Source organism: Paenibacillus sp. FSL H8-0034 (assembly GCF_038000305.1).
Taxonomy (GTDB): domain Bacteria; phylum Bacillota; class Bacilli; order Paenibacillales; family NBRC-103111; genus Paenibacillus_S.
The window spans coordinates 5,313,070-5,338,607 of the sequence record NZ_JBBOBS010000001.1 but is presented as its reverse complement, the minus strand read 5'-3'; the positions used below and the strand labels follow the sequence as shown (position 1 = coordinate 5,338,607).

Annotated in this window: 28 protein-coding genes; 23 read left to right on the top strand and 5 right to left on the bottom strand. The window is 45.3% G+C overall.

Annotation, left to right across the window (positions count from 1 at the left end; all coding sequences use genetic code 11):
• The first annotated feature begins 66 nt into the window (after positions 1–66).
• The 3 genes from NST47_RS24160 (at position 67) to NST47_RS24150 (ending at position 2,048) form a co-directional block, all read left to right on the top strand.
• Entirely contained in the window at positions 67–819 is a 753-nt protein-coding gene (locus tag NST47_RS24160) for an ABC transporter ATP-binding protein (protein ID WP_341157416.1), read from the top strand.
• Positions 816–1,580, top strand: coding sequence for an ABC transporter permease (locus tag NST47_RS24155; RefSeq protein ID WP_341157415.1), 765 nt, complete (start codon positions 816–818; stop codon positions 1,578–1,580). Before NST47_RS24160 ends, NST47_RS24155 begins: the two co-directional genes overlap by 4 nt.
• Before the next feature lie 66 nt (positions 1,581–1,646).
• Positions 1,647–2,048 (top strand): DUF6438 domain-containing protein, encoded by a 402-nt coding sequence (locus tag NST47_RS24150; RefSeq protein WP_341157414.1) that lies wholly within the window; start codon positions 1,647–1,649, stop codon positions 2,046–2,048.
• 129 nt (positions 2,049–2,177) lie between these two features.
• Here NST47_RS24150 and NST47_RS24145 read toward each other — a convergent pair whose 3' ends face one another.
• The 3 genes from NST47_RS24145 to NST47_RS24135 are packed head-to-tail and all read right to left on the bottom strand — an operon-like array spanning position 2,178 to position 4,901.
• A complete protein-coding gene (locus NST47_RS24145; protein ID WP_341157413.1) occupies positions 2,178–2,873 on the bottom strand; it encodes an RluA family pseudouridine synthase in 696 nt (231 codons plus the stop codon).
• 3 nt (positions 2,874–2,876) lie between these two features.
• Entirely contained in the window at positions 2,877–3,740 is an 864-nt protein-coding gene (locus NST47_RS24140; protein ID WP_076230180.1) for a class I SAM-dependent methyltransferase, read from the bottom strand.
• A gap of 21 nt (positions 3,741–3,761) precedes the next feature.
• A complete protein-coding gene (locus NST47_RS24135; RefSeq protein ID WP_341157412.1) occupies positions 3,762–4,901 on the bottom strand; it encodes a peptidylprolyl isomerase in 1,140 nt (379 codons plus the stop codon).
• Positions 4,902–5,114: 213 nt separating this feature from the next.
• Between NST47_RS24135 and glgB the strand changes: the two genes are divergently transcribed.
• Genes glgB through NST47_RS24110 form a run of 5 tightly spaced genes read left to right on the top strand, consistent with a single transcriptional unit; the run spans position 5,115 to position 11,741 of the window.
• The gene (gene glgB, locus NST47_RS24130; protein ID WP_341157411.1) at positions 5,115–7,055 is read left to right on the top strand and encodes a 1,4-alpha-glucan branching protein GlgB; all 1,941 of its coding nucleotides are present in this window, start codon (positions 5,115–5,117) and stop codon (positions 7,053–7,055) included.
• Entirely contained in the window at positions 7,048–8,211 is a 1,164-nt protein-coding gene (locus tag NST47_RS24125) for a glucose-1-phosphate adenylyltransferase (RefSeq protein ID WP_341157410.1), read from the top strand. Before glgB ends, NST47_RS24125 begins: the two co-directional genes overlap by 8 nt.
• Before the next feature lie 15 nt (positions 8,212–8,226).
• Positions 8,227–9,327, top strand: a complete 1,101-nt coding sequence (glgD, locus tag NST47_RS24120; RefSeq protein WP_083689247.1) for a glucose-1-phosphate adenylyltransferase subunit GlgD — start codon at positions 8,227–8,229, stop codon at positions 9,325–9,327.
• A gap of 56 nt (positions 9,328–9,383) precedes the next feature.
• Entirely contained in the window at positions 9,384–10,811 is a 1,428-nt protein-coding gene (glgA, locus tag NST47_RS24115) for a glycogen synthase GlgA (protein ID WP_341157409.1), read from the top strand.
• Between the two features lie 60 nt (positions 10,812–10,871).
• A complete protein-coding gene (locus NST47_RS24110; RefSeq protein WP_341157408.1) occupies positions 10,872–11,741 on the top strand; it encodes an HAD hydrolase family protein in 870 nt (289 codons plus the stop codon).
• 86 nt (positions 11,742–11,827) lie between these two features.
• Here NST47_RS24110 and NST47_RS24105 read toward each other — a convergent pair whose 3' ends face one another.
• A complete protein-coding gene (locus tag NST47_RS24105; protein ID WP_341157407.1) occupies positions 11,828–12,124 on the bottom strand; it encodes a hypothetical protein in 297 nt (98 codons plus the stop codon).
• A 182-nt stretch (positions 12,125–12,306) separates the two neighbouring features.
• On the opposite strand from NST47_RS24105, the gene NST47_RS24100 reads away from it, so the two are divergent.
• The 6 genes from NST47_RS24100 to NST47_RS24075 all read left to right on the top strand — a co-directional run bounded on the left by NST47_RS24100 (position 12,307) and on the right by NST47_RS24075 (position 17,907).
• Positions 12,307–12,507 carry a hypothetical protein gene (locus NST47_RS24100; protein WP_341157406.1) on the top strand — a complete coding sequence of 67 codons (201 nt, stop codon included), beginning with the start codon at positions 12,307–12,309 and terminating at the stop codon, positions 12,505–12,507.
• 109 nt (positions 12,508–12,616) lie between these two features.
• The gene (locus tag NST47_RS24095; protein WP_341157405.1) at positions 12,617–13,312 is read left to right on the top strand and encodes a FadR/GntR family transcriptional regulator; all 696 of its coding nucleotides are present in this window, start codon (positions 12,617–12,619) and stop codon (positions 13,310–13,312) included.
• Positions 13,313–13,504: 192 nt separating this feature from the next.
• Positions 13,505–14,830 carry an ABC transporter substrate-binding protein gene (locus NST47_RS24090; protein ID WP_341157404.1) on the top strand — a complete coding sequence of 442 codons (1,326 nt, stop codon included), beginning with the start codon at positions 13,505–13,507 and terminating at the stop codon, positions 14,828–14,830.
• A gap of 134 nt (positions 14,831–14,964) precedes the next feature.
• A complete protein-coding gene (locus NST47_RS24085) occupies positions 14,965–15,843 on the top strand; it encodes a carbohydrate ABC transporter permease (protein WP_341157403.1) in 879 nt (292 codons plus the stop codon).
• Positions 15,830–16,672 (top strand): carbohydrate ABC transporter permease, encoded by an 843-nt coding sequence (locus tag NST47_RS24080; protein WP_341157402.1) that lies wholly within the window; start codon positions 15,830–15,832, stop codon positions 16,670–16,672. The genes NST47_RS24085 and NST47_RS24080 overlap by 14 nt, the downstream gene beginning before the upstream one ends.
• Positions 16,673–16,710: 38 nt before the next feature.
• The gene (locus NST47_RS24075; protein ID WP_341157401.1) at positions 16,711–17,907 is read left to right on the top strand and encodes an enolase C-terminal domain-like protein; all 1,197 of its coding nucleotides are present in this window, start codon (positions 16,711–16,713) and stop codon (positions 17,905–17,907) included.
• A gap of 79 nt (positions 17,908–17,986) precedes the next feature.
• Here the strand turns inward: NST47_RS24075 and NST47_RS24070 are convergent, their stop codons facing one another.
• Positions 17,987–18,223, bottom strand: coding sequence for a hypothetical protein (locus NST47_RS24070; RefSeq protein WP_341157400.1), 237 nt, complete (start codon positions 18,221–18,223; stop codon positions 17,987–17,989).
• Between the two features lie 253 nt (positions 18,224–18,476).
• Here NST47_RS24070 and NST47_RS24065 point away from each other — a divergent pair, with 253 nt between their 5' ends.
• From NST47_RS24065 to NST47_RS24025, 9 genes are all read left to right on the top strand, one after another.
• Positions 18,477–19,403 (top strand): MBL fold metallo-hydrolase, encoded by a 927-nt coding sequence (locus NST47_RS24065; protein WP_341157399.1) that lies wholly within the window; start codon positions 18,477–18,479, stop codon positions 19,401–19,403.
• 227 nt (positions 19,404–19,630) lie between these two features.
• Positions 19,631–20,572 (top strand): hypothetical protein, encoded by a 942-nt coding sequence (locus NST47_RS24060; protein ID WP_341157398.1) that lies wholly within the window; start codon positions 19,631–19,633, stop codon positions 20,570–20,572.
• Between the two features lie 103 nt (positions 20,573–20,675).
• Positions 20,676–21,422 carry an ABC transporter ATP-binding protein gene (locus tag NST47_RS24055; RefSeq protein WP_341157397.1) on the top strand — a complete coding sequence of 249 codons (747 nt, stop codon included), beginning with the start codon at positions 20,676–20,678 and terminating at the stop codon, positions 21,420–21,422.
• Positions 21,415–22,167 carry an ABC transporter permease gene (locus NST47_RS24050; protein WP_341157396.1) on the top strand — a complete coding sequence of 251 codons (753 nt, stop codon included), beginning with the start codon at positions 21,415–21,417 and terminating at the stop codon, positions 22,165–22,167. Before NST47_RS24055 ends, NST47_RS24050 begins: the two co-directional genes overlap by 8 nt.
• A gap of 37 nt (positions 22,168–22,204) precedes the next feature.
• Entirely contained in the window at positions 22,205–23,674 is a 1,470-nt protein-coding gene (locus NST47_RS24045) for a sensor histidine kinase (RefSeq protein ID WP_341157395.1), read from the top strand.
• A 31-nt stretch (positions 23,675–23,705) separates the two neighbouring features.
• Entirely contained in the window at positions 23,706–24,395 is a 690-nt protein-coding gene (locus NST47_RS24040; protein ID WP_341157394.1) for a response regulator transcription factor, read from the top strand.
• A gap of 113 nt (positions 24,396–24,508) precedes the next feature.
• A complete protein-coding gene (locus NST47_RS24035; protein ID WP_341157393.1) occupies positions 24,509–24,871 on the top strand; it encodes a hypothetical protein in 363 nt (120 codons plus the stop codon).
• A 33-nt stretch (positions 24,872–24,904) separates the two neighbouring features.
• A complete protein-coding gene (locus NST47_RS24030) occupies positions 24,905–25,126 on the top strand; it encodes a hypothetical protein (RefSeq protein ID WP_341157392.1) in 222 nt (73 codons plus the stop codon).
• Positions 25,127–25,323: 197 nt separating this feature from the next.
• Positions 25,324–25,524, top strand: a complete 201-nt coding sequence (locus tag NST47_RS24025; RefSeq protein WP_341157391.1) for a copper ion binding protein — start codon at positions 25,324–25,326, stop codon at positions 25,522–25,524.
• Positions 25,525–25,538 lie beyond the last annotated feature (14 nt).

Genomic DNA, 25,538 nt, shown 5'->3' with positions numbered 1-25,538 from the left:
CCCTTTGGAGCCCTCCCTATTAGGGAGGGTTTGGGAGGGTCCTCCCCCATAAGGAAGGTGAACACAATGTCAATCCTCCAAATTCATCAATTAAGAAAACAGATCCAACAAAAGGAACAGCGTGTCCTATTCGATGACTTCTCAGTCGAGATAATTGAGCCTGCGATCATATCGGTGCTGGGAGCTTCCGGTCAAGGCAAAAGCACATTGCTGCGGATCATTGGCATGCTGGACACCCCAGATAAAGGCACTCTTACTTATCGAGGCAAGCTGTCGAATGAATGGCAGCCGCCTATGTGGCGCAGCAAGGTGAGTTATGTCGCTCAGCAGGCCGTAATGCTGCCAGGAAGTGTGGAAGACAATTTACGAACGGTGAGCAGGCTGCAAAAGCAGCCCTTTGATCGTGAATTGACCATGCAGCTGCTGGAAGCCGTTCAGCTGGAAAGTTTGGATTGGAGCAAGCGTGCAGAGGATTTATCTGGCGGAGAGAAGCAGCGCGTGGCTCTAGTTCGCTCGATGCTGCTGCGTCCGGAAATATTTTTGTTAGATGAGATAACAGCTTCACTTGATGTAAGAAGCAAGCAGGCGGTAGAAGAGCTCCTGTTGGATTGGCATCGTCGTGAAGGGACAACATTCATATGGGTTACTCATGATCTGGAGCAGGCTCGTCACACGAGCAGCCAGGTATGGTTTATGGCTGAGAACAAGCTGTATGAGAATAGCCCGACAAGTGCTTTTTTTGAACGTCCGGAAACGGATCTCGCACGTAGGTTTGTGCAAGTATCGCAAGAACCTGTGGGAATTGGGGAGCAGCGATGAGTACAACCGCGTTGGGCTTTACACTGGCATTCATATTTATTACGATATTCATTTCCATGCGTCAGAAGCTTGGTTTGGAAAAGGAAATTTGGATCGGGACAATTCGCTCTGCCGTGCAGCTCCTGCTGGTTGGGTATTTGCTGCAGTTCGTATTTAATACGAATCATCCGGCGCTGCTGGTGCTGATTATCGCGATTATGATTGCAGTAGCAGCAGCTAATTCAGCCAAGCGGGGAAAAGGCCTCACAGGTGTGTTCTGGCGCGTTGCAATGTCAATTGGCGCAACAGAGGCGGTTACTATGGGCTTGCTGCTGGTGCTGCGGATTATCGAGCCGACTCCACAATATATCATACCTCTGAGCGGTATGATTATTGGCAGTTCGATGGTCGTCTCCGGATTGTTTCTCAATCAGATGCACTTGAATGTGCAAGCTTCCAAAGGCGAGATTGAGGCTCTGTTATCGCTGGGAGCAACCGTCAGGCAAGCGATCCAGGTATCCCTGAAGCGTTCGGTCAAATCCAGCATGATACCGACAATCGATGGGATGAAGACGATCGGGCTGGTACAGCTTCCAGGTATGATGACGGGCATGATTGTTGCCGGAGCCGATCCGGTTGAAGCCGTTCGCTATCAGATTCTGATTGTGTTTATATTGGCAGCCTCTGCCGCTTTATCTAGTATGATGCTGGGTCTGCTTAGCTATAAGCTCTGGTTTACTGAGGATGAGAAGCTTCATATAATGGCCAAGCAGCAGGATTAAGCCAAGCGCATCATCCGATCGTGGACTTCCATCAAGGGGTTCGCTGCTAAGCTTGAAGGAGGAAGCATGTTCAAGAGTATTTCGCTGGAAAGGACCGTCTGCTTGGGCAGCTGTCCAATTTATAAAGTTGTATTATTTGCAGACGGAACGGTTTTCTGGGAGGGTGAAGCGTTCGTACACTGCTTGGGCAATCACGAGTGGATGATCTCCACTAATTCCGTTGAATCGATCCAACAGCTTCTCGACAGATTTGACTTTCGTTCCTTTACATACGAGCCGGTGCTTTGGATGGAAGATCTTCCTTCATGTATGATCACAGTGGAGTACATGGATGATGAAATCATTGTTCTTGATCACCCATACGGCATCACCGAAGTGGACAAACATATCACAACTTTTGAAAAAGCATTGGAGTACTTGATTGGAACTGCTCCCTATGTGAGGAGTGAAAATAAACGCAGATCCTAATAAAGTGGCTCCAGCTATTATTTCAGTACCACTAAGGCTATGCATAATCAGGAGCTTAAACCGAAAAACCCACCTGTCTCACTCATAGAGAGTGGCTGGTGGGTTTCCGGCAATACGTATTTATCAACACTATAGTTCCCACAAAGACCATGGATAAGCCGATTGCGGAGGCGTTGAGCTAAAGCTTAAGGCTTCTTTGGTCGTTGGGTGCTCAAAGCCAAGCTCCGTTGACCAGAGCGCGATTTGCTGACCTGGTTTTGTCAGATGAGCCCCATAGCGCTGATCACCGACAAGCGGGCAGCCAATAGCTGCAAATTGGACACGAATTTGATGGGGCCTGCCCGTGTGCAGCTCAACACTAACAAGCGAACAGCCCTCTCGATGTCCGAGCACCTGATAATCGAGAATCGCTTCTTTTGCTCCCGCAGCATTGGGGGATACGACAGAAACCATATTGGTTTTGGTATCCTTGAGCAAATGATGGCGTAATGTTGCCTGCTCCTGCTTGGGTCTACCGTGAATAACCGCTATATACCGTTTACGGATGTTTCTTGTCCTTACGGCATCCGACAGCCTTGAGGCGGCTTTGGAGGTTTTGGCAAATACCATAACGCCGCCAACGGGACGATCCAACCGATGCACCAAGCCAAGGTACACATTACCTGGCTTCTGATGACGATGTTTCAAGTCCTGTTTAATAAGCGTCAATAAATCGGGGTCGTGGGAATCATCCTCTTGAGTCGGTACGTTTACAGGCTTGATCACGACAATGACATGATTATCTTCGTACAAAACGGGTATTGATGAGAGTGCTTCGTTCGACAAGGACTAGGCCTCCCAACGTCCCAGTATACCGCATGGCAGCATAAGCTTGGACGCCGTAATCGGAAGTCCGATTTCTCCACATGTGATGGTACCACCGTGTGCTTTGCCCATGGACAAAGCGAGAATATTTTTAAGCACCGTAGCGGAAATGCCGGTTGTATAGGAATTGATCAGCATAAATAGAGGTCTATTGGACATAATGCCCATACATGACTCTACAAAAGGAAACAGATCCGTTTCGAGCTTCCAGGTCTCACCATTCGGTCCGCGTCCATAGGAAGGAGGGTCCATAATGATTGCATCATATTGACTGCCGCGACGCTGCTCGCGTTGAACAAATTTAAATACGTCATCGGTAATAAAACGTACGGGTCTGTCGCCAAGTCCGGATAGCTGTACGTTTTCCTTGGCCCATTGGACAACCCCTTTGGACGCGTCAACGTGGCATACTTCGGCTCCGGCATAAGCGCAAGCTACCGAAGCTCCACCTGTGTAGGCGAACAGGTTTAATACCTTGATTTTCCGTCCCGCCCCTTGAATTTTGTCAATCATCCATTTCCAGTTGGCGGCCTGCTCGGGAAATAGTCCCGTATGCTTGAAGCTCGTTGGCTTAATATGAAACTGCAATTTGTCATAGGCGATTGTCCAGCGCTCAGGTAATTGAGTACGCTGCTCCCATTGGCCGCCACCGCTTGTACTGCGATGGTAATGGGCATCAGCTGCTTTCCAGGGTGCTGTTTCCTTACTGAGCGGCCAAATAATTTGTGGATCGGGACGGCGTAAAATAATGCTTCCCCACCGTTCAAGCTTTTCGCCGTCGCCGGTATCGATTAATTCATAGTCTTTCCAATCATGTGTTGCAAACATAGATGTACCTTCCTTCGGTGATTATGGTTTAGGCAGCGTGATGGACTTAATCAAGCCGGGTAATTCTTTTTCATTAAACTGTTTGGACAGGTCGGAGAGAAGCTGCTGCTTTAATTGATCCTTCATGGCTTCAAAGGATTGGGTGCTGCGTGACTCTACCCGAATAATATGGTAACCGAATTCGGTCTCCACCGGTTCGCTGATTTTGTTGATTTCCAGGGAAACAACCGCTTTCCTGAAGCCTTCTACCCATTTGGAAACCTCGGCATCTGTATAAAGTCCGCCGCTTTCCTTAGATCCGGGATCTTCCGAATATTGTTTGGCAACTGTCGCAAAGTCTTCACCGCTTTTAAGCTTATCCTGAATTTCCTTCACTTTTTGATCGATGACTTCCTTGGTGCGAGGACTGCCCTTTTCATCATTACTGCTGATCATAATATGGCGTACTGTGGCTTTAAGCAGATTTTCACTATTGCTGCTGACCTGCTGATCATACAAAGCTTTAATTTTTTCATCAGTAGCCTGGGCGTTCAACCACATCTGAGCACCGATTATAGTTTCAACATAACTGCGAACAAGACTTGGGGTTAATTGATTGGCAGTTAGAACCGTGTTCAGGTCTTGACCCGCAGAAGCTAGATATTGGTTCAGCTGCACCACCTGTGAATCCACGGTCTCAGCGATCGATTTACGGAATTCTTCTCCCGCGCGCTCCATCAGGATTTGTTGACCGATTAGCTGCTTAAGCATATAGGTTTTGTAGCCTTCATCTTTATCATACTTGGCATTATCGGGGTCAAGTAACCGTTGGAAGTTTAAATAAGTTTCAAAAGAGCCTAAATTCACTTCTCCGCCATCATAGGTAGCAACGATAGCGTTCATATCGATCTTTTTGCCAACCCAGATCGTGTCGGTATCTCCGTCATATTGAACTTCTTTACCGAGTGCTTCACTGACAAAACGCAGCGGCACATAAGTGGTTCCATTGTAGATAAAGCTTTCACCCTGCTCGGAGGTTGGGGTTTTTACATAACCATCAAACATATATTTGATGTTTTTGAAATATACTTCTATTTGGGACCCGCTGGCATAAGCAATCGATCCTGTCAGCATAACGCCTAACGACAGACCAAGTACAAGCCCTTTAACCTTGTCATTCATTCTTATTTTCCACCTTTCTGAGTGTAGCTAGAATATATTCCACTTTAATCGTCAAAATCCTGCTTTTTTGGGTAAAAGGAAGTAAAGACTTCAGCAATGAGGCATTTTCATATTTTACTAAGAATTTGGAATGTTGAGAGAGGAATTTGGACTTGGATGTAGTATTTGTCTATATATGGACGGAATTCTTGAAAATAAGGGGATGGATGACTAATGACGAGCTTAATCCCCGGTCCTGACGACCTATTCTTGTTCCATGAAGGCAGCTTGTATCAAAGCTACCGAATGCTGGGAGCACACTTTATCGAGAATGAGGGAGTCGCCGGTGTCCGATTTGCCGTATGGGCACCGCATGCTAAGGAAATCAGGGTTATTGGAGATTTTAACAACTGGATTGGCACTGAGCACAACATGCGTAAAGCCAGTACCTGGGGCATTTGGGTTTTATTTGTTCCTGATGTCCAGGAGGGCGAATATTACAAGTACGAGATTGTGACTGAACAGGGGGTAACGCTGCTTAAAGCTGATCCATACGCGTTTTATTCCGAATTAAAGCCGGGCACGGCTTCCCGTGTCTATGAACTGGACGGTTTTGAATGGCACGATGAAGCCTGGCAGAAGCGTAAACAAGCTGAATCCATCTACAAGCAGCCGATTAACATTTATGAAGTTCATATGGGGACCTGGAAAAAGAAGTCAGGCGGTGAATATTACACCTACCGCGAGCTTGCTGATGAATTGGTCGACTATGTGGCCGATATGGGTTATACCCACCTGGAATTACTACCGCTTGCGGAGCATCCTTATGATCGTTCATGGGGCTATCAGGCAACAGGTTATTATTCCGTTACGAGCCGGTTTGGCACGCCGAAGGATTTCATGTATTTTGTTGACTGCTGCCACAGCAAAGGGATTGGGGTCATTATGGACTGGGTCCCGGGGCATTTTGTCAAGGATGAGCATGGCCTAAGGCAGTTTGATGGTGAGCCGCTCTATGAGTACAATGATCCGATGAAAGCTGAAAAGCCGCAGTGGGGCACGCTGATGTTTGATTTCACCAAGCCGGAAGTGATCAGCTTTCTGATTTCCAATGCGCTGTTCTGGATGGATAAATATCATATCGATGGCTTGCGGGTCGATGCGGTAGCAAGTCTGTTGTCTTTGAATCTGGGCAGACCGCCGGAACAAAGGATTACGAATGCGCAAGGAGGGGACGAGAACCCCGAGGCTGTACAATTTTTGAAGCAGCTGAATACGACCATTTTCGCTCATTACCCGCATTCCCTGATGATGGCGGAGGATTCCAGCAATTGGCCGAAGGTGACTTCGCCCGTGCATGATGGAGGCTTGGGCTTCAATTACAAATGGAATATGGGCTGGATGAATGATATGCTGAAGTATATGGAGATCGATCCGTATTTCCGCCGCGGCAGCCACAATCAGCTGACCTTTTCCTTTATGTATACTTACAATGAAAATTATGTACTGCCCCTGTCACATGACGAGGTCGTTCACGGCAAGAAATCGCTGCTGAACAAAATGCCGGGCGATTACTGGCAAAAGTTCGCTAACCTGCGGCTGCTGCTCGGTTATATGATGGTGCATCCCGGCAAAAAGCTGTTGTTTATGGGTAGTGAGTTCGGCCAGTTTGATGAATGGAAGGACCTGGAGGATCTCGATTGGGAGATGCTTGACTACGACAGTCACCGATCCATGAAGCACTATGTACATGATTTAAACCACCTGTACCTTAAGGAACAATCGTTATGGGAATTGGATCACCAGCCCGAGGGCTTTTCCTGGATTGATCCTCATGATAGCAAGCAAAGCATTACGACCTTCATGAGAAAATCAAGCGACCCGGATAACTTTTTGATCATCATTTGTAATTTCACTCCTGTTGTTCATGAAAAATATCGTATTGGGGTTCCGCTTTTAGCTGATTATATAGAGTTTTTTAACAGCGATCTGCCTGCATATGGCGGTTCCGGTCAAGTGAATAAGAAGTTGAAAACAGAAGTCGTTTCATGGCATCACCAACCCTACAGTCTGCAGCTGACGATTCCGCCACTTGCGGTCGTTATTCTGAAGCCTGTCAAGATCCGCCGCAAAGCTATATCCGAAAAAAAGAAAGGGGTTAGTGTCGATGCGTAAAAAGGAATGCGTGGCCATGCTGCTAGCCGGTGGAGAAGGAAAAAGACTGGGTGTACTGACCAGCAAGCTTGCGAAACCTGCAGTTCATTTTGGCGGGAAGTATCGGATTATTGATTTCACGCTTAGTAACTGCACCAATTCTGGAATTGATACGGTAGGCGTGCTCACACAGTATCAACCTTTGGTTTTAAATACGTATATCGGGATTGGAACGCCATGGGACCTGGATCGCAAGCATGGTGGTGTCACGGTGCTGCAGCCGTTTATGGAGCAAAAAGGCGGAGATTGGTACAAGGGAACAGCCGATGCGATATTCCGCAATGTGTCCTATATTGATCAATACGATCCGGAATATGTACTAGTGATCTCAGGTGATCATATTTACAAGATGGACTATGATGTCATGCTGGATTTCCACAAAAAGACGGAAGCTGATGCTACCATCGCTGTTATTGAAGTGAAATGGGAGGAAGCGAGCCGCTTCGGTCTTATGAGTACGGACGATGAGAACCGGATTACGGAATTTGCTGAAAAGCCCAAGGAACCCAAAAGTAATCTGGCTTCGATGGGGATTTATATTTTCAACTGGAAAGTGCTGAAGGAATTTTTGTATAAGGATGAAGAAAATGCGGAGTCCAGCAAGGATTTTGGCAAGGACATTATTCCGTTGATGCTGAACGAACAGAAAAAGCTGATGGCTTATCCTTTTGAAGGCTACTGGAAAGATGTCGGTACCATCGATAGCTTGTGGGAAGCCAATATGGATTTGTTGGAAGCTGAACCTGAATTTAATTTGAATGATAAAGAATGGCGAATTTATTCCGTTAATCCTTGCCAGCCTGGTCAATATTTGGCGCCAACCGCGCAAATTCGCCGTTCGCTTGTTAACGAGGGCTGCGCTGTATTTGGTGAAATCGATCATTCGGTCTTATTCTATGGTGTTGAAGTAGGCGAGAACAGCTTAATTAAAGACTCTGTCATTATGCCGAATGTGCGTATCGGAAATAATGTGAAAATATATAAATCGATCATTGGTGATGGCACTATTGTTGAGGATGGCTGCACCATTGGCGAGCCTGGTGATCATCAGGATATTACTTTGATTGGCGGCAATGAAGTAATCAGTTTACCATCCAAGATCAACGTGAAAGGGTGAGTTTGTATGAAGCGAATGATGGGCGTCATCAATCTGGTTAATGAGCCGGATGGTCTGGAAGAACTTACCTACTCTCGTAACGTGGCCTCGGTACCGTTCGGTTCCAGGTATCGACTGATTGATTTTACTTTATCGAATATGATTAATTCCGGTTTGGAAAATGTTGCCGTTTTTACCCAGCATAAATACCGCTCTCTGATGGATCACCTTGGATCTGGAAAAGAATGGGATCTGGACCGCAAACGTGGAGGCTTGTTCATTTTACCGGCGATCATGCAGGAAACAACAGGCATGTCCCGCGGCGATTTATTCCAATTTTATAGCCACCGCGATTATTTTTATCGGGCACGTGAAGAATATGTCGTGATTTCCCGCAGTCATATCGTATGCAATATTGATTTGAATGAAGTACTGGACTATCACCTCGAGAAAAATGCTGACATTACCGTTGTATACAAGCATGCGGATGATGAGGAATTTGCCAAGTTCAGGCGCATGGCTGTAAAAGAAGACGGGCAAGTCACGGTCATGGAAGATCAGAACGGTCGCTTGCGTACCGATAACATATCCATGGAAATCTATATCATGAGCAAGGAATTGCTGCTGGATATGGTGGAATCGTGCCTGGCACAAGGTTATGATCATCTGGTGCGGGACGGTATTATGAAAAACATCGATAAGCTGGGCGTTTATGGCTATTTGCATGAAGGTCATGCAGGCATCGTAAATACGATCCAAAGCTACTATAAGCACAGTATGCAGCTGCTGAATCCCAAGGTATGGCGCGAGCTGTTTTTCCAGAAGAATCTGATTTATACCAAGGTCAAGGATGAGCCACCAGCCAAGTATGCCGAGCATTCCCTGGCTCGCAATGCCTTAATTGCGAATGGCTGCATAATTGAAGGCAAAGTGGAAAATAGTATCCTGTTCCGCGGTGTCAAGATTCGCAAGGGTGCCTATGTAAAAAACAGTATCATCCTGCAAAACTGCGAAATCGAGGAAAATGTGATCATTGAAAATGCAATATTGGACAAGGATGTGTTTATTAGCCGAGGTCGTGTCCTGACTGGTGATAAGCAAGCGCCATTTATTGCTTCAAAAACGAAAGTTATATAAAGAAAAGTATATAGAGACTAGAGATAGGTTACATATAAAGGAGTGGTAGTTTGTCCATGAAAGTGTTATTTGCCGCATCGGAAGCTGTACCTTTTGCCAAAACAGGTGGTTTGGCTGACGTCATCGGATCGTTACCGAAGGAATTGGTCAAGCAGGGACTGGATGTCAGAGTGATGCTGCCCAAGTATGGAGACATACCGGCACAATTTACGCAAAAAATGGAAACCGTCGCCACCTTTACACTGCGGATGGGTTGGAGAGAGCTCTACTGCGGTATTTTGAAGCTTGAGCATGAAGGCATTACTTTTTATTTTGTCGACCATGAGAATTATTTTTTGAGAAGTGGTTGTTACGGGTATAATGATGATGCAGAGCGGTTTGCTTTCTTTTGCCGCGCTGTGATGGATTCCCTGCAGCATATTGATTTCATGCCCGACATCATTCATTGTCATGACTGGCAGACCGGGATGGTTCCGGTCTTGTATCGCGCCCATTTTAGCTACCAACCGGCTTATGCCCATATCAAGACGATCCTTACTGTGCATAACCTGAAATATCAAGGGGTGTTTGGTAAGGAACAATTTATGGATTTCTTTACCTTGGGTCCGGAGCACTTTGACGGATTTGCACTCGAACTACATGGAGGAGCCAGCTTCTTGAAGGGTGGCTTGTTATACTCGGATATGATTACGACGGTAAGTCCTACGTATGCCGAGGAAATTCAAACACCGTATTTCGGTGAATATCTGGACGGACTCTTACGCAGCCAAAGTCATCGACTGTACGGGATTGTCAATGGGATAGATTATGAAGAATTCGATCCTATGACTGATCCTCATTTGGAAGTGAACTACCGGGACTCTTTAGTGAAAAAACAGCAAAATAAGCTGAAGCTGCAAGAAAAGCTCGGTCTTCCTGTGAACAAGGATGTTCCACTGATCGGGATCGTTACTCGACTCGTGGAGCAAAAAGGGTTATCGCTTGTTGAGCATGTAATCGAGCAATTGATGGCTCTGAACGCGCAGTGGGTTGTGTTAGGTACAGGCGAGCACCGCTATGAGCAATTATTCCGTTGGGCTGCTGACCGTTATCCCGATAAGCTGTCTACGCTGATTACGTTTAATGAAACGACAGCGCGGCAAATATATGCGAGCTCGGATCTGTTCCTGATGCCTTCGCAATTTGAACCGTGCGGAATTGGACAATTGATTGCGATGCGTTATCGTTCAGTTCCCATTGTACGTGAAACAGGTGGGTTGAAGGATACCGTCATCGCTTATGAAGAGGAAACAGGTGCAGGCACCGGATTCAGCTTCACACATTACAATGCGCATGATCTGCTGTACACAGTAAACAGAGCTGTTTCGCTTTACAACGATTCCCAGGCTTGGAATAAGATTTTGGCTAATATTAAAAAGAAGGATTTCAGCTGGCGCAAATCTGCACAGCAGTACGCTTCCCTTTATAACCAACTAGTGAAATAATTATAAAAAACCAACGCCCAGAGCGTTGGTTTTTGTACACGAAAGGGGAACGAACTTGAGATGAAGCCATTATACGCATTGACTGATTTGGATGGAACACTGCTGCAGCCAGATGCAACCCTTTCTTCCTATACCATTGAGGTATTAACGGAGGCCTTGGAGCAAGGACATGTGATCAGTTATGCAACAGCCAGAAGCTATACAAGTTCACATGCGGTTGTAGGTCAAATTCCCTGGAAATACCCTATGGTCTTATATAACGGAGCATTATTGTACGATCCTGTAGAAGGCAAAGTGCTGGATGGCGTCTTTATGGATCTGGAATTAACGAATGAATTGATTCAGTTCGGCAAGCTGCATGGACAATGCCCTTTGTTATTCGGATTGGATGAGGAGGGCTCCGAACGTGTGCTGCATGAATCATTAGCAGGGGTCGGCTACAAGCAATTTGTCTCAAGCAGACCTGATGATGCAAGATTCAGAGAAATTCCCGAGCTGCGCTGTCCGGATGATATACAAACCTTGCTGCTCACCTATATCGGACATTATGACGAGATGGTGCCATTGATGGAAGCCGTGCGTGCCGCATATGGCGAACGTATTCAAATTCATTTTATGGCGGACACGTACATTACGGATCACTATTTTCTGGAATTCAGTCATGTGGATGTGAATAAAGGCAACGGTCTGAGAATGTGGGCTAAGAGTGTCGGATGTCAGACGGAGGATATTATCGCTATTGGTGATAATCTGAATGATATTAGTCTGCTGGAGGCGGCAGGGAAGAAGCTCGCGGTGAGCAATGCCAAGCTGGAGCTGCAAGCGGTAGCCGATGAGATTATTGAAGCTAATTCGGAAAATGGGGTAGCCAAATATATACTGGTGAAAATGACCGGGCTGCCTCAAGAGCAATACGAGCAAGTGGAATAACGGTTATGAACTGCATAACCTTAACAAACAAAGAGTGAGATCTCTATTAGGGATCTTACTCTTTGTTGTATGCAGATCCAGATCAATCAGGCAGTCTGTAAAACTTTGGACTTCAGATGGGCACGAATCATCATAATACGTTGCTTGACGTAAAAGTCAAAAGCAGCACCTTTAAGTTCTTTAAGCGGAAAGTTTTGCTCCGTATGATTATCGATAATAACCAATGACCCATCTTCAAAAAATTTGAAGGTCAGATCCAGCCAATAGCTATCTGTAGTATGGAGAATCTTTTCAATTTGAATGTCTGTCAGCAGCTCGCTATTGGTTTCTATCAATTGTTTGTAATAATCACGTTCAATAAATCTGGCGTTAGTAGCTTGCATATTCGACACCCCTTTCGGATTACGAACGAATGTTCTTAATACCATTATACCAAACATTTGTTCGTAGTCAAGAGTTTGCAGAATATTCTTTCAAATAGTAAAATTCATAATTGAACGATGCTATAATAATTCATATAGAGGGTATTTTATAGGATGATATAAGCTATAGGGAGTTGCTGATCATGAAGTTTGAATATACGATTTTAAATAAAAAGGTAGATTCCTACGGTGTAAGCTACTTTATGGATGAGAAGGCTCATCTTCCGAAATTTAATGATATTTCCCTGATCAGAGTATTAAATATTCTTGGAGATCAAGGATGGGAGCTGGTAGTCAAAGAAAACCACAATACGTATATCCTGAAACGCCAGTTGAAAGGCTGACGATGTGAACTGAATAGAAGATTTTTTTCTTGCATTTTTGAATTAATGCTGATAATATTATCCAAGGCGATAACTTGTAGGACATGTTATAAGTAAGGTGGTGAAAGAGATGAGTTTAACAAGCATTGATAAACAAAATATCGTCGACGAAGTGTATGCTCAAATTAAAAATAATATCGTAAACGGCACCTGGAGGCCTGGTGATAAGATTCCTTCGGAGCATGATTTGTGTCAAATGTTCAAGGTGAGCAGAGTCAGTGTGAGAAGCGCGATTCAGAAAATGAGAGCGATCGGAATCATCACTACCAGACATGGACAAGGCTCCTTTATTTCGCAATCGATTCAGGATCGGATATTGAATGATTTAACTCCGATCATGAATATAACGGAACGGGAATTCATGGATATGATGGAGTTTCGTGAAACGATAGAATTCAAATGTATCGATCTGGCTGTCCAGAGAGCAGATGAGGACGATATCCGTCGCATTGAGCAGGCTCTTGAAAAAATGGTAGCAGGCCAAAGCGATTACAAAAAATATACGGCTGCTGACATTGAGTTTCACGTAGCTATAGCCAAAGCTTCCAAAAATGAAATTTTGTATCAGGTCGTGAAAAATACCCATGCTTACTCTGAATTTTTGGAGGAGCTGAATCGCGTGTTTGGTGTCAGTGAAGAAAGTGTGGAAGGGCACATCCAACAATTAGAAGCTTTAAAGAGAAGAGACAGTGAAGCTGTTAAAGCATTGATCAAAATAGGTATGAATGGCAATATAGAAAAGCTGCGGGAAAGAAACCAGCATTAAGCAACAGATATGCCTTATGCAGATTTCTTTCGCAGTAACTTGTATGACATCATACATAATACAATCATTGATTGCGATTGCTCGGTTCACCACAGAATACTGGAACTCAATTTCAGTCAACTTATAAGGCATCCGGTGAGCCTTGCATTAACAATATATAGAAGGAAGCTATAACATAATGGAGGGAAAAGAATGAACAAAAAGATTGCACAAATGGGGTTGCTTTCTGTACTAGCACTAACTGTTGGCCTGACAGGCTGCGGAGCCAAACAAGAGGCTTCTGCAGGCAAACCAGCAGATAATCAGGCGGGTAAGCCAGTTACTCTCAAAATCATCTCCGTATCTCAAACGGAAAAGCCGGATGGCCCTGCTGAGAAGGAAATAGCTGATGAATACATGAGGCTTCATCCTAACATCAAGATTGAATTTATCGGAGTGCCACTGAACGATTTGTTTAAAAAGCTAACCACGCTTGCTACAGCTGGAGATTTGCCCGATGCCTTCACCAATACGCCTGAATTCATGAGAACGGCCTATGGAATGAATATTACAGCGGATTTAACCAAGCTATTGGGTGATCAATATTTGAAAGAGTTTTATCCGTACATTGTAGAAGAATCCAGCGTTGACGGCAAACTCCAATTTTTCCCATGGAATGCTACACCGCAAGCATTGATCTATCGTGGAGATTGGTTCGAGGCTGAAGGGCTGAAGGCGCCAGAAACATGGGATGACTTTGTAACCGTTGCCAAGAAGCTGACCAAGGATACGAATGGGGATGGCAAGCCTGATCAATGGGGCTTCGGGATGGTTGGTACGCGTAACTCTTCAGGTGGTTCACGCTTTATCCCGGTTCTCCGTTCATTCGGTGCGGATGAATTGAGACAAGATGCAAGCGGTAAATGGGTAACGGATCTGGATTCACCTAAAGCGAAGGAAGCCTTTCAGTTTTATGGCGATTTGTTTACAAAACATGGTGTTGTACCTCCTGGTGTGACAGAAACCGGGTTTCCGGAAGCAGCCACTTTGATGGCTAATGGTAAGGTAGGGATGCTGATCAGCGGTCCTAACGCTTTGGGTACCATCCTGGCCCAAAACCCGAGTTTAAAAGGCAAGCTCTACAGTGCACCCATTCCTAAGAAGGAAAAGAATGTATCCACCTTCGGGCTGCTTGGATATTCAATCTCTGCAGAAAGCAAAAACAAGGAAGCTGTAGTCGACTACTTGAAATTCGTAGTAAATAAAGAAAACTCGTTAAAATGGAACGCAATAAGCGGACGTTTGCCAACGAGAGTAGATGTAGGCGAAAACCAGCAATTGAATACACCAGAAATGGTCGGGTTTTCCAAATCTATTGCCAATGCCTTCCACGTACCAAATTTCTCCACCTATACGCAATTCCAGGACATAGTAGCTGAAGCTTATCAGATGCTGCTGGCCAAGGGCGGAGATGTGGACGCAGCTACGAAAAAAGCAGTCGGTCGCGCTAACGAATTGATCCAGAAAGAAGGCAAGTAAACTTTTTATGCACTAATTCGAGGGGGATGTCCTCCCCCTCTTTTTCACGAGAACATGAACGAATCGTCGTATTCAAGCATAGGTTCTACGTTGCAAGTTTTTGCTGACGCAAAAAGCTCTCAGGAGGAAGAAATATGAAACAATCCATAGCCAAAATCGAGTGGGCGGGGTATTGGTTTATTCTGCCCTCAGCGATTACTTTGATTTTGCTGGTAAGCTATCCACTGGTTTACGGAGCCTACATCAGTTTCTTCAATACGAATCTGGTGAACAAATGGGATTTTGTAGGGCTCGACCATTACATGAATATTTTTTCTAACTGGGATTTTATTAATCGTATTTGGTTGACGCTGAAGTACACATTTTTTACGGTAGCGGGTCATTTTGTGCTCGGGATGGGACTTGCCCTCGTTCTAAATATGAATTTGGTTGGACGCACTTTTTTCAGAGCTATTCTCATTCTTCCTTGGCTGCTGCCGGAAGTAGTCGTAGGACTTTTGTGGAAGTGGCTGTTTAATCCGATGTACGGACTGTTTAACCATTTTCTGATGAAAATGAATTTAATCAGTGAGCCGGTTTCCTGGCTTGGCGATAATACCTATGCCTTCATTGCGATCATCATCGTCTGCATATGGAAGGGCTATCCGATGGTTATGATGCTGCTGTTAGCCGGGCTTCAATCCATTTCGCAGGATATGTATGAAGCGGCCAAGATCGATGGATGCAATCGGTTCAAATCGTTCCGTTATGTCACGGTACCCAGCTTGATGCCTGTTCTGGTCGTTACCTTGATTTTGGATACGGTGTGGTGGTTTAAGCATTTCACCATGATCTGGATTTTGACGCAAGGTGGTCCAGGAGACGCTACTAACGTCGTCAGTATTGATATCTTCAAGAATGCTTTTGAATTCTTTGATTTCGGTAAAGCTGCCGCGATGGCTGTCGTTGTATTTTTCGTATGCTTCTTGATCGGATTCATTTATAGGAGGCTGTTTGACAATGGCAATGACTAAAGGGAAAGACAAAGTGTTTAATAGCTTTATGTATTTGATTATGGTCGTAGCCTCGCTGATCGTGCTGGTTCCGACTTTATGGATGGTTTCCACGGCGCTAAAACCGAACGATGAAGTTATGGTGACACCACCGCAATGGATTCCGGATGCCCCGACCTTGGAATCCTTCGTTCGTATTTGGGAGGACTACCCATTTGCAACTTATTTTGCAAACAGTGTATATATCGTACTTGCTGCGACTATAATTTCCTTAGTATTTTCCGCAATGGCTGGTTATGGTGCATCCAGATTTCGTTTTAAAGGTAAGAGCACCTTTTTGACCTTTCTATTGGTAACGCAGATGTTCCCTTCAATTATGCTGCTTATTCCGTTCTATAAAGTGTTGAAGACGTTGGGATTAATAGATACCCACCTGGGTCTTATTCTCGTATATATCTCATTCACGATTCCCTTCTGCACCTGGATGATGATGGGCTTCTTTCAAGGTATTCCGAAGGAGCTGGATGAGGCGGCAACGATTGATGGCTGCGGCAGAATCCGTACTTTTGTACAAATCATTTTACCTTTATCTTTGCCTGGTATCGCCGCCACTGCGATCTATTCTTTTTTGCAGGGCTGGAATGAATATATGTTTGCATTAATTTTGACGACATCGGAGGATATGAAAACATTGCCTGTTGGGATTGGACAATTAAACGGCTTTTATAAAATCGTTTGGAACGATATGATGGCAGCATCCTTCGTGTCCAGCTTGCCGCTTGTTATTTTATTCTTATTTTTGCAAAAGTACTTTATTAGCAGTTTAACGGCCGGAGCCGTCAAACAATAGAAACCATACAAACAGGATAAGACAAGGGAGAGAGCGATATGATTACAATTAGAGATGTCAAAACCATTATGACCGCACCGGAAGGGATCAATCTGGTCGTAGTTAAAATAGAAACCTCGGAGCCTGGCCTCTTCGGTCTCGGATGTGCCACATTTACTCAAAGATATTTATCGGTTGCGTCCGTAATCGATAATTACATGAAACCATTCTTGATAGGAAAAGACGTGCAGCGGATCGAGGATATATGGCAAACCGCAATGGTGAGCGGCTATTGGCGGAATGGACCTGAATTGAATAATGCGCTGTCCGGGGTAGACATGGCCCTGTGGGATATTAAAGGGAAGCTGGCTGGGATGCCGGTGTATCAACTATTAGGCGGAAAATGTCGCGAGGGAGCCGCTGTATATAAGCATGCGGATGGCAGCAGTCCGGAAGAAGTAGAAGCCAACGCAAAAGCATATATGGAGCAGGGCTACCGTTATATTCGCTGCCAAATGGGCTTATACGGAGGACGTGGTGCCGCTATAACAAAACCTGAAAATGCGCTGGATGGTGCTTATTATGATCCGAAAGCCTATATGAGAAGCATTGTTGGTCTTTTTGAACATCTTCGCAGCCAATTAGGTTGGGAAGTCGAGTTCATTCACGATGTGCATGAGCGGTTGACACCGATTGATGCAGTAGGCTTTGCCAAGCAATTGGAAAAATTCCAATTATTTTATTTGGAGGATGCACTGCCTCCTGAGCAAATCGAATGGTTTAAAAATATTCGCCAGCACAGCACAACTCCGTTGGCTATGGGCGAGCTGTTTAACAATCCGAATGAATGGGTTCCTTTGATTGCCAACCGCCTTATTGATTTTATTCGCATTCACGTCAGCCAAATCGGGGGCATTACGCCGGCCAAGAAAGTAATCTCGTTGGCTGAAACGTTCGGTGTGCGCACAGCTTGGCACGGTCCTGGCGATGTGTCTCCAGTAGGCCACGCGGCTAATGTCCACCTCGATGTTAGCAGCATTAACTTCGGCATTCAGGAATGGAACGGCTTCAAGGACGAGGTGCATGAAGTGTTCTCGGGGATTCCTGAAGTTCGCAATGGCTACGTTTATCCGAATGAAAAACCAGGTCTTGGTGTGGATATTGATGAAAAACTGGCAGCCAAGTTTCCGTGCTCCGATGTACTTCCGGCATGGACATTAGCCAGACTTCCTGATGGAACGTCTTTCCGCCCTTAAATTTAAACTGAACCAAAACGCAAAAAAACGACTGATTCTTGCAGTCGTTTTTCGCGTTGTACGATCGTATATGTTTAATTTACGACACAGATTGTTCACGATCCTGATCTTCAAAATACATCGATTCCTTATTAAAGGATCGGTTAATGGATAAAAATGTGTGCATCAGTTCAAAAAGCTCGGATTGATCCAAACGGACCGTAACATCTCCATTTGTTTCGTTGTCCGAAATATTGAATGCAATCGATTTACGCTCCGAATTAACTTGAAGCTCCCATTTCTGTTTCTTTAGTACACTTTCCCACATTTGTACCACCCATTCCTTTCACCTATAGCTTGATCTGTTGACTGTCATAAAATAAGTATATGCGCCAAAAAGGGAATTATGATGAATCATGGGCATGTAAAAGTTCATTTTCGTTGTATATTGTGCAGTTGTCCGATGGGGACTATGGTTTATGTTTGACAAAAGATGCGTTTCCTCCTTACACTGGAATGAGTATAAGATTAGTATGCAGCTATGAAAGCGGCAATGACTTAAAATTCTAACTATCGGGGTGCATTCGGGTATGTTGATACAGCCACAAGGGAAGCTGGTTCCAGATTTTCATGAGCATTTGAAGGTAATATTGTTAGGTACGGGAACACCGCGCAGCTTCTACGGGCGCTCCAAATCGGCAGCTGTTGTATTTGCGGGCAGCAAAAGCTTTTTGGTTGATTGTGGAGGCGGCGTTGTCGACCAGATGATTAAGGCCGGGATTATGCCACAGCGTATATCGGATGTTTTGTTTACGCATCATCACAGCGATCACAATTCCGGATTTTTCGATGTATTTATTAGCAGTTGGAGGACTCATGTTATTCCTGATCAAGTATTTGAGGGCCGTAAGGTGCCTATGACTGTATATGGTCCAACAACAACCAAAGAAATTATCGGAAAAATGCGGGAATCGTTCGATTTTGATGTTAATTTGCGGGTGAATTATAACAAATCCACAGATGTGGGTGCGAATATTGAGTACGTGCTAAGTAATGAAGGCGTCGTTTATGACAACGATGGTATCAAGATTACAGCCTTTGAGGTTGATCATAAGCCTGTTTATCCGGCGCTTGCTTACAAATTCGAATATAACGGACAATCGCTTGTCATTTCCGGTGATACGATTCCCGTCGACAATATGGTTAAGTACAGCGAAGGCATCGATTTATTAATCCATGAATCCTATAACAAGGAATGGCTGGATGCACTGATTACCCAATTCCCTGAGCAAGCTGTTGGACTCTCGAACCCGGCCAAGTACCACACCACGACACTGGAAGCAGCGGAGATAGCTCGCAAGGCTGGCGTGAAGCATCTCGTATTGACACACCATATCCCTGCGCCCATGGAAACCGAAGAGGCGGAAGAAGCTTATATAAAAGGCGTTAGAGAGATTTATTCGGGCCCCATTACGATGGCAAGAGACCTGATGGAATTTGATTTGGGTAAAAAGTAATTAAGATCATACAAAAAGGCTCTATCCGTAAGCACCTTGGTCATAGGATCAGGGTGTTTTTGTTTTTGCCAGAGAGGACAATTTGCCAAGTGGTAAAGTTTATATAATTTTAAGAATTGTTTTAGCTGAGCTTAAGGAGTGGTTTAGAGGCAGTTATGATTCGCGGGCTACAATGAGATTGTAAGATAAGAGATTGATACTAAAACCATTTGGAGAGGAAGTTAAACATGAACAAGAAATTATCACTAATTGGAACTGGCGTCGCGGTTGGAACCCTTCTACTAGTTACATCTGCATATGCGGGTGTGAATGCATCATCGGGGTATGACTCCTATAAGACGGCGATCAAAACAACCGTTGCGGCCAAAAGTGTGACCCAAGCGGTCTCAGTTACGGTGCAGGATAACGGGAAAAGCCTGATTGGCGTCAATGGAACGGTTAAAAAGAACAACGACAATCATGCCGTCAGTGCAGATGTAACGATCAAAGGCGGAGGCACGGAGCAGTCACTTAAAGTATATAACACCGATGGGAAAACTATATTTAAAACAGGCGATAGCGATACTTATCAAGTAATCGAAGGCAAGGCGGGAATGGAGCACAAGTTCCAGACAGCAAAAAATGACAAGGAACGCAGTGATCAGGTCCAAGGAGATCGATTCAATAAAGAAGCGGAAAATCTTATTGATGCACTGGTTGGTAATCTGCAGCAGTATGTAACAGAAAACCCGGCCGCCAACGGTGCCAAGGAGATTCATTTATCACTTTCGGGCAATCAGATCCCTACAGCTGTCAATGCTATTGGATCGTTTCTGGTCAAAAAAGCATCACACGATAATGTCCAGGGAACCCATGATAAAGCCTTCAAGACACCTTTCGGAACAGATTTTAGCGCTTTGAAGCAATCACTGCCTCAACTGTCCTCGGATGTTGCGATTACGAAGGTTGATCTGCTGGCGACTGTTGATGGAAACAGCTATATCACGAATCAAAAAGCGTCTCTGACGATAGAAGGCAAAGATGCGAGCGGTCTTGCACATGTTGTCGTGGTCAGTGTCGATTTGGGCTTGTCCGGCGTGAATACAACTACCCCGGATTCAGTTGATTTGACTGGCAAACAGGTGGAAAACGTAGATATGAAGCAATGGGAAGGTATGAAGCACAAGTAAGAAGCTTCTATCACTCAATCCATTAATAATAATGTCAAGCTTAAAGGGCTGCGGGCGGGTGCAGATGCGTTCGCAGCCTGATTTCAGAAAGGGGGAAATCCAGATGTCAGAGCCGGTTATTCAATTAAATGGAATCAGTAAAACGTTTAAGAACGGACGGGGGGTAGAACAAATTACACTTGAAGTTAATAAAGGTGATGTGTACGGATTTTTTGGACCCAATGGCGCGGGCAAAACGACCGTGATGAAAATATTGGTTGGCCTGAGTCGGGCAGACCGCGGCAGTGCGCGATTGTTTGGATATGACGTATCAACCCATTTTGCACAAGCGATGCAAAAGACCGGAGCGTTGATTGAGACCGCGGAAGCTTTTGAGTATATGACGGGCTACGCGAATCTGGTTCTGGCCGCGCGCTTTTACCCTGAGCTTGGCAAGACTCGGATTGATGAGGTTCTGGAGCTCGTAGGCTTGCAGAAATATAAACGTGAGAAAGTAAGCGGCTATTCACTTGGCATGAAGCAGAGGCTTGGCCTGGCGGCTGCCTTGCTGTCTAAGCCGGAGCTGCTGATCCTGGATGAGCCGACTAACGGTCTGGATATCGAGGGTATGGTTGAGATGCGAGAATTGATGGTTAGTTTGGCGCGTGAGCAGGGGATGACCTTCTTCCTGTCCAGTCACATGATTCAGGAGATGGAGCTGATGTGCAGCCGCATTGGTATTTTGGTCGAAGGCAAGCTCGTCTGTGAAGGAGCACTGTCCGAACTGGTTGATGGTGTCCATGTCACTTCACTTGAGCAGTTATTTATTTCATCGGTACGGCAGGAAAGGGGGAAGGTGGCACATGCATAGCTACTGGGCAGGTGTACGTAATGAAATCAGCAAGCTGATAGCAAGAAAGAAATTGGTGCTCTTTCCGGCGTTGCTGCTCCTGCTGCCGATTGCGGCCGGAATTCTGCTATCACAGCTGCAAACCGGAATAGGTATTGCAGCTATTTCGTCAGGAGATTTTCCACAGCTTATGCTTGGGATATATACAAATTTTCTTCTACCGCTCTTGCTATTCATGGCTGCTTCCGATATGTTCGCAGGAGAGCTTCAGGACCGTACGCTCAAAATAACGTTAACACGGCCGATTTCGCGTTTTCAAGTTTTTGCCTCGAAAATTACCGTGCTTGCGCTGTTTGCAATGGTCATATTGGCAGCCTCTCTGATCGTTTCCCTTCTGGCTGGTCTTGTGCTGCAGGCTCGTTCGGGTTTAAGTGAGGCTCTGCTGCAAGCCGTTATTTCCTATGTGGTTGCTTGGTTTCCGATGACGGCGCTTGCGATAGCGGCCGCGTTATTAGCGCAGTTTTTCAGTAGTGCCAGCGGCGCTCTGGCTATTTGTGTGGTGCTGTATGCCGCGCTTAAAGGTCTGGGCATCTTTTATCCGCAGTTTGCTGCCTACTCACCGACATTTTATACAGATTGGCACCAGCTGTGGTTCAACAGTGGAGTTTCCATCGGGAAGCTGGTTAATGCATCAACTTATTTATTGGCTTGCTGCATCTTGTGTTTTACAGCTGCATTTGCTATGTTCGACAAAAGACAATTGTAGAGGTAGTTGAACATACACTTATGAGGGGATATGCATAATGTCGATCAAGGTTCGTCTGCTGCTTTCATATATTGCGATGCTGGTTGTACCTGTGGTCCTGTTCGCCATTGCTGCATTGATTATCGGTTTGATGATTATGGGCGATTTTAAATCGGTGTTTCAGATTGATATGAAGCACCACAATCCATTCAAGCAGGTGATGGAGGAGCAGGCTGCAGTTTATAGCGATATTCAGCAGCTTTCCTCCCAAAAACCGGAATCGTTGCTGGATCCCCATGTGATTGATGAGCTTGAGGCTAAGTTGACGCAGTTGAACATGGGCTTGGTGATTCGAAAGGATGAGCAGCTGGCTGTAGTGTCCTCCCGATTGACTGATTCTCCGGCGCTTCAGATATTACCAGCTTACGGAAATCACGATCTGGGCGAAAATCGCGACAATATGTTGAATACACACGATCATTGGTTTTTTTACAAGCAACAGGATTTTACATTTACTGATCAAAGTCAGGGCAGTGCTTTTATGATCATGGATACTAATTTCTTTCAAAAATATGCGATACGGTATGCTTTGGCGCTGCTGTTGGCGTTGTTTTTGATTTTGGTTCTGACGAACGGCCTTCTGACCTATTTCGTATCCCGCAGCATCATTCGTCCGCTTCGGTCTTTGAAGCTGGCTGCCGAGCAGATTGGGGAAGGGAATCTTGATGAAGTGGTTCATTCCCATTCACGTGATGAGATCGGAGAGCTGAGTGCTGCCTTTGAGCAGATGAGGCGCAGATTGAAGGATTCAGTGGAGCTGCAGCTGCAGTACGAGGATAACCGAAAGGAGCTGCTTTCGAATATTTCTCATGACTTGAAAACACCTGTTACCTCGATTAAAGGCTACGTAGAGGGAATATTGGATGGTGTTGCAGGCGCGGATAAGCTTGAAAAGTATTTGCAAACGATTTATACCAAAACCGTAGATATGGATCGAATGATCGACGAGCTGTTTTTATTTTCCAAGCTTGATTTGGGCAAGCTGCCGTTTTATTTTGAAGAGGTCGAGCTGGTTCCCTATCTGGAGGATCTGATCGGCGAAGCACAATTTGACATGGAAAAAAAGGGAGTCTCGCTGACGCTGAACGTGATCCATGCTGATCGAATAGGAACAGTGAAGGCGGATCGTGAAAAGCTGAAGCGCGTACTTACGAATATATGGGATAACGCGGTTAAATATCGCGATAAGGAGCAGACGCGAATCGAGGTTAACCTGGACAGGCAAAAGGAGGATGTCATTCTGGAAATTGCCGATAATGGACAAGGCATTTCATCTGAGGCGCTGCCGTTTGTCTTTGAACGGTTTTACAGGGAAGACCCTTCCCGCAGTATGGCTGCAGGTGGAAGCGGACTTGGACTTGCAATCGCCAAACAAATTATATGGGAGCACGGTGGGACGATCACAGCTGAGAGCGAAGAGGGATTGGGCACACGAATTATTATACAATTGCCCAAGCTGAGACAGTGAACAGCCTTACCAAAAGTACGGGGGGAAACAGATGAAACAGATATTGATTATTGAAGATGAACTGAGCATTGCCGAGCTGGAGCGTGACTACCTGGAGATTGACGGGTTCAAGGTGGATATGGAAAGCCGTGGTGACTCGGGTCTGCAGCGGGCCCTTGAGCATACCTATGATCTCATTATTCTTGATGTTATGCTGCCGAAGATTGACGGCTTTGAAATTTGCCGCAAAATCCGCAGTGTTCAGGATACCCCCATTCTGATGGTTTCCGCCAAAAAGGAGGATATCGATAAAATCCGTGGCTTGGGTCTTGGTGCTGATGACTACATTATCAAGCCGTTTAGCCCAAGCGAGCTGGTTGCCCGGGTAAAGGCGCATTTGAATCGCTATGAGCGGCTGATGGGTCGTCGGGAAACAGGTAACCAGGAGATCCGAATTCGCGGGCTGGCTATTGATAAATCTGCACGCCGTGTGACAGTGAACGATCAGGAGGTCGTGTTTACGACCAAGGAATTTGATCTGTTGACTTATCTCGCTGCCAATCCGAATCGTGTATACAGTAAAGATCAGCTCTTCGAGCAGCTGTGGGGAATGGATTCCATGGGAGACATCGCTACCGTCACTGTACATATCCGCAAGGTGAGGGAGAAGGTCGAGCTGGACCCATCCAATCCGCAATATATTGAGACCGTATGGGGAGCCGGTTATCGGTTTAAGCTGTGATAAGTGGGCACCTAACGAGCTTTTTTTGAACAATCTGCGTAATTCATGGCCATATAGGGTAAACAATACTTAAGAAGTGAACGTATACATACCCAATATGAGGAGTGATTACAATGTCCAAACACATTCAAGCCTATTTTCAAACAGAAAATGAAGCCGAACACGTTAGAACTTTGCTGCAAACCTACGATACGGAGGCAGTAGAGGTTGGCAAGCTGGACGATGGTTATGCGGGCGACAGAAGAATTATAATACCGATCGCAGATACCGGGGCCGGTACGCAAGCTAATGGAACAGGTGTGATAGGAGCCGGAGGAATTGCTCCTGCGGCAGTGATGGGTGATGAGGATGACCTTGATCTGGATGGACACCGCGATTTGCATTATGTTTTGTCGGCTAAGGTGCTGGAAGAAGAGTATGAAGAGATACGCAATATGATTCGTCATAACCGCGGTCATGTGGAAAGACTCGACTAATCATCCGCTTGAGCTGCACAGGAGGTGGAGACAATGGCCCAAATAGAAAAAAGATCACAGGAGATCGTGAAGACAAATCTGCGTGATAACCCGGAAGGCTCTCCAACTGAAAAAGCAAGCTTGCTGGATCTTTATGAAAGTGAGCAGACCGTAGATCCAATTCCGACTGAAGAATTGAAAATTCAACATGAGGATGAAAAGAATAAAGAGACAACGAAGAATACGTCCAGCAGTGAAAAACGTTATCCAGGCTAGATTTAATAGGATGAAGAAGCAGGGGAAAGAAGACTGGAATCCAGAGAGTGGGGTCAGTACTTTGAATTCCCTTGCTTATTTATGTCCAGATAAGTGTGAAGGAATATTTCAACTCAACTTTACATACCCTATAGGGGTATGTTATTTTTAGATTAAGCACTACCTTTATAATAAGACATTCGTTGGGAGGAAATCATATGCAAAATATCACTTTAAACGTCGAAGGCATGTCCTGCGGACATTGCGTCAACTCGGTAGAAGGTGCGGTCAAGACACTTGGAGCTTCAGCCAAAGTAAATTTGGATAGCAAAGCCGTCGCTGTTGAGTATGACGAAGCCAAGACTTCTGTGACGGCTATTAAAGAAGTGATTGAAGAGGCCGGATATACAGTCGTGTAATTCGATGCGGAGCT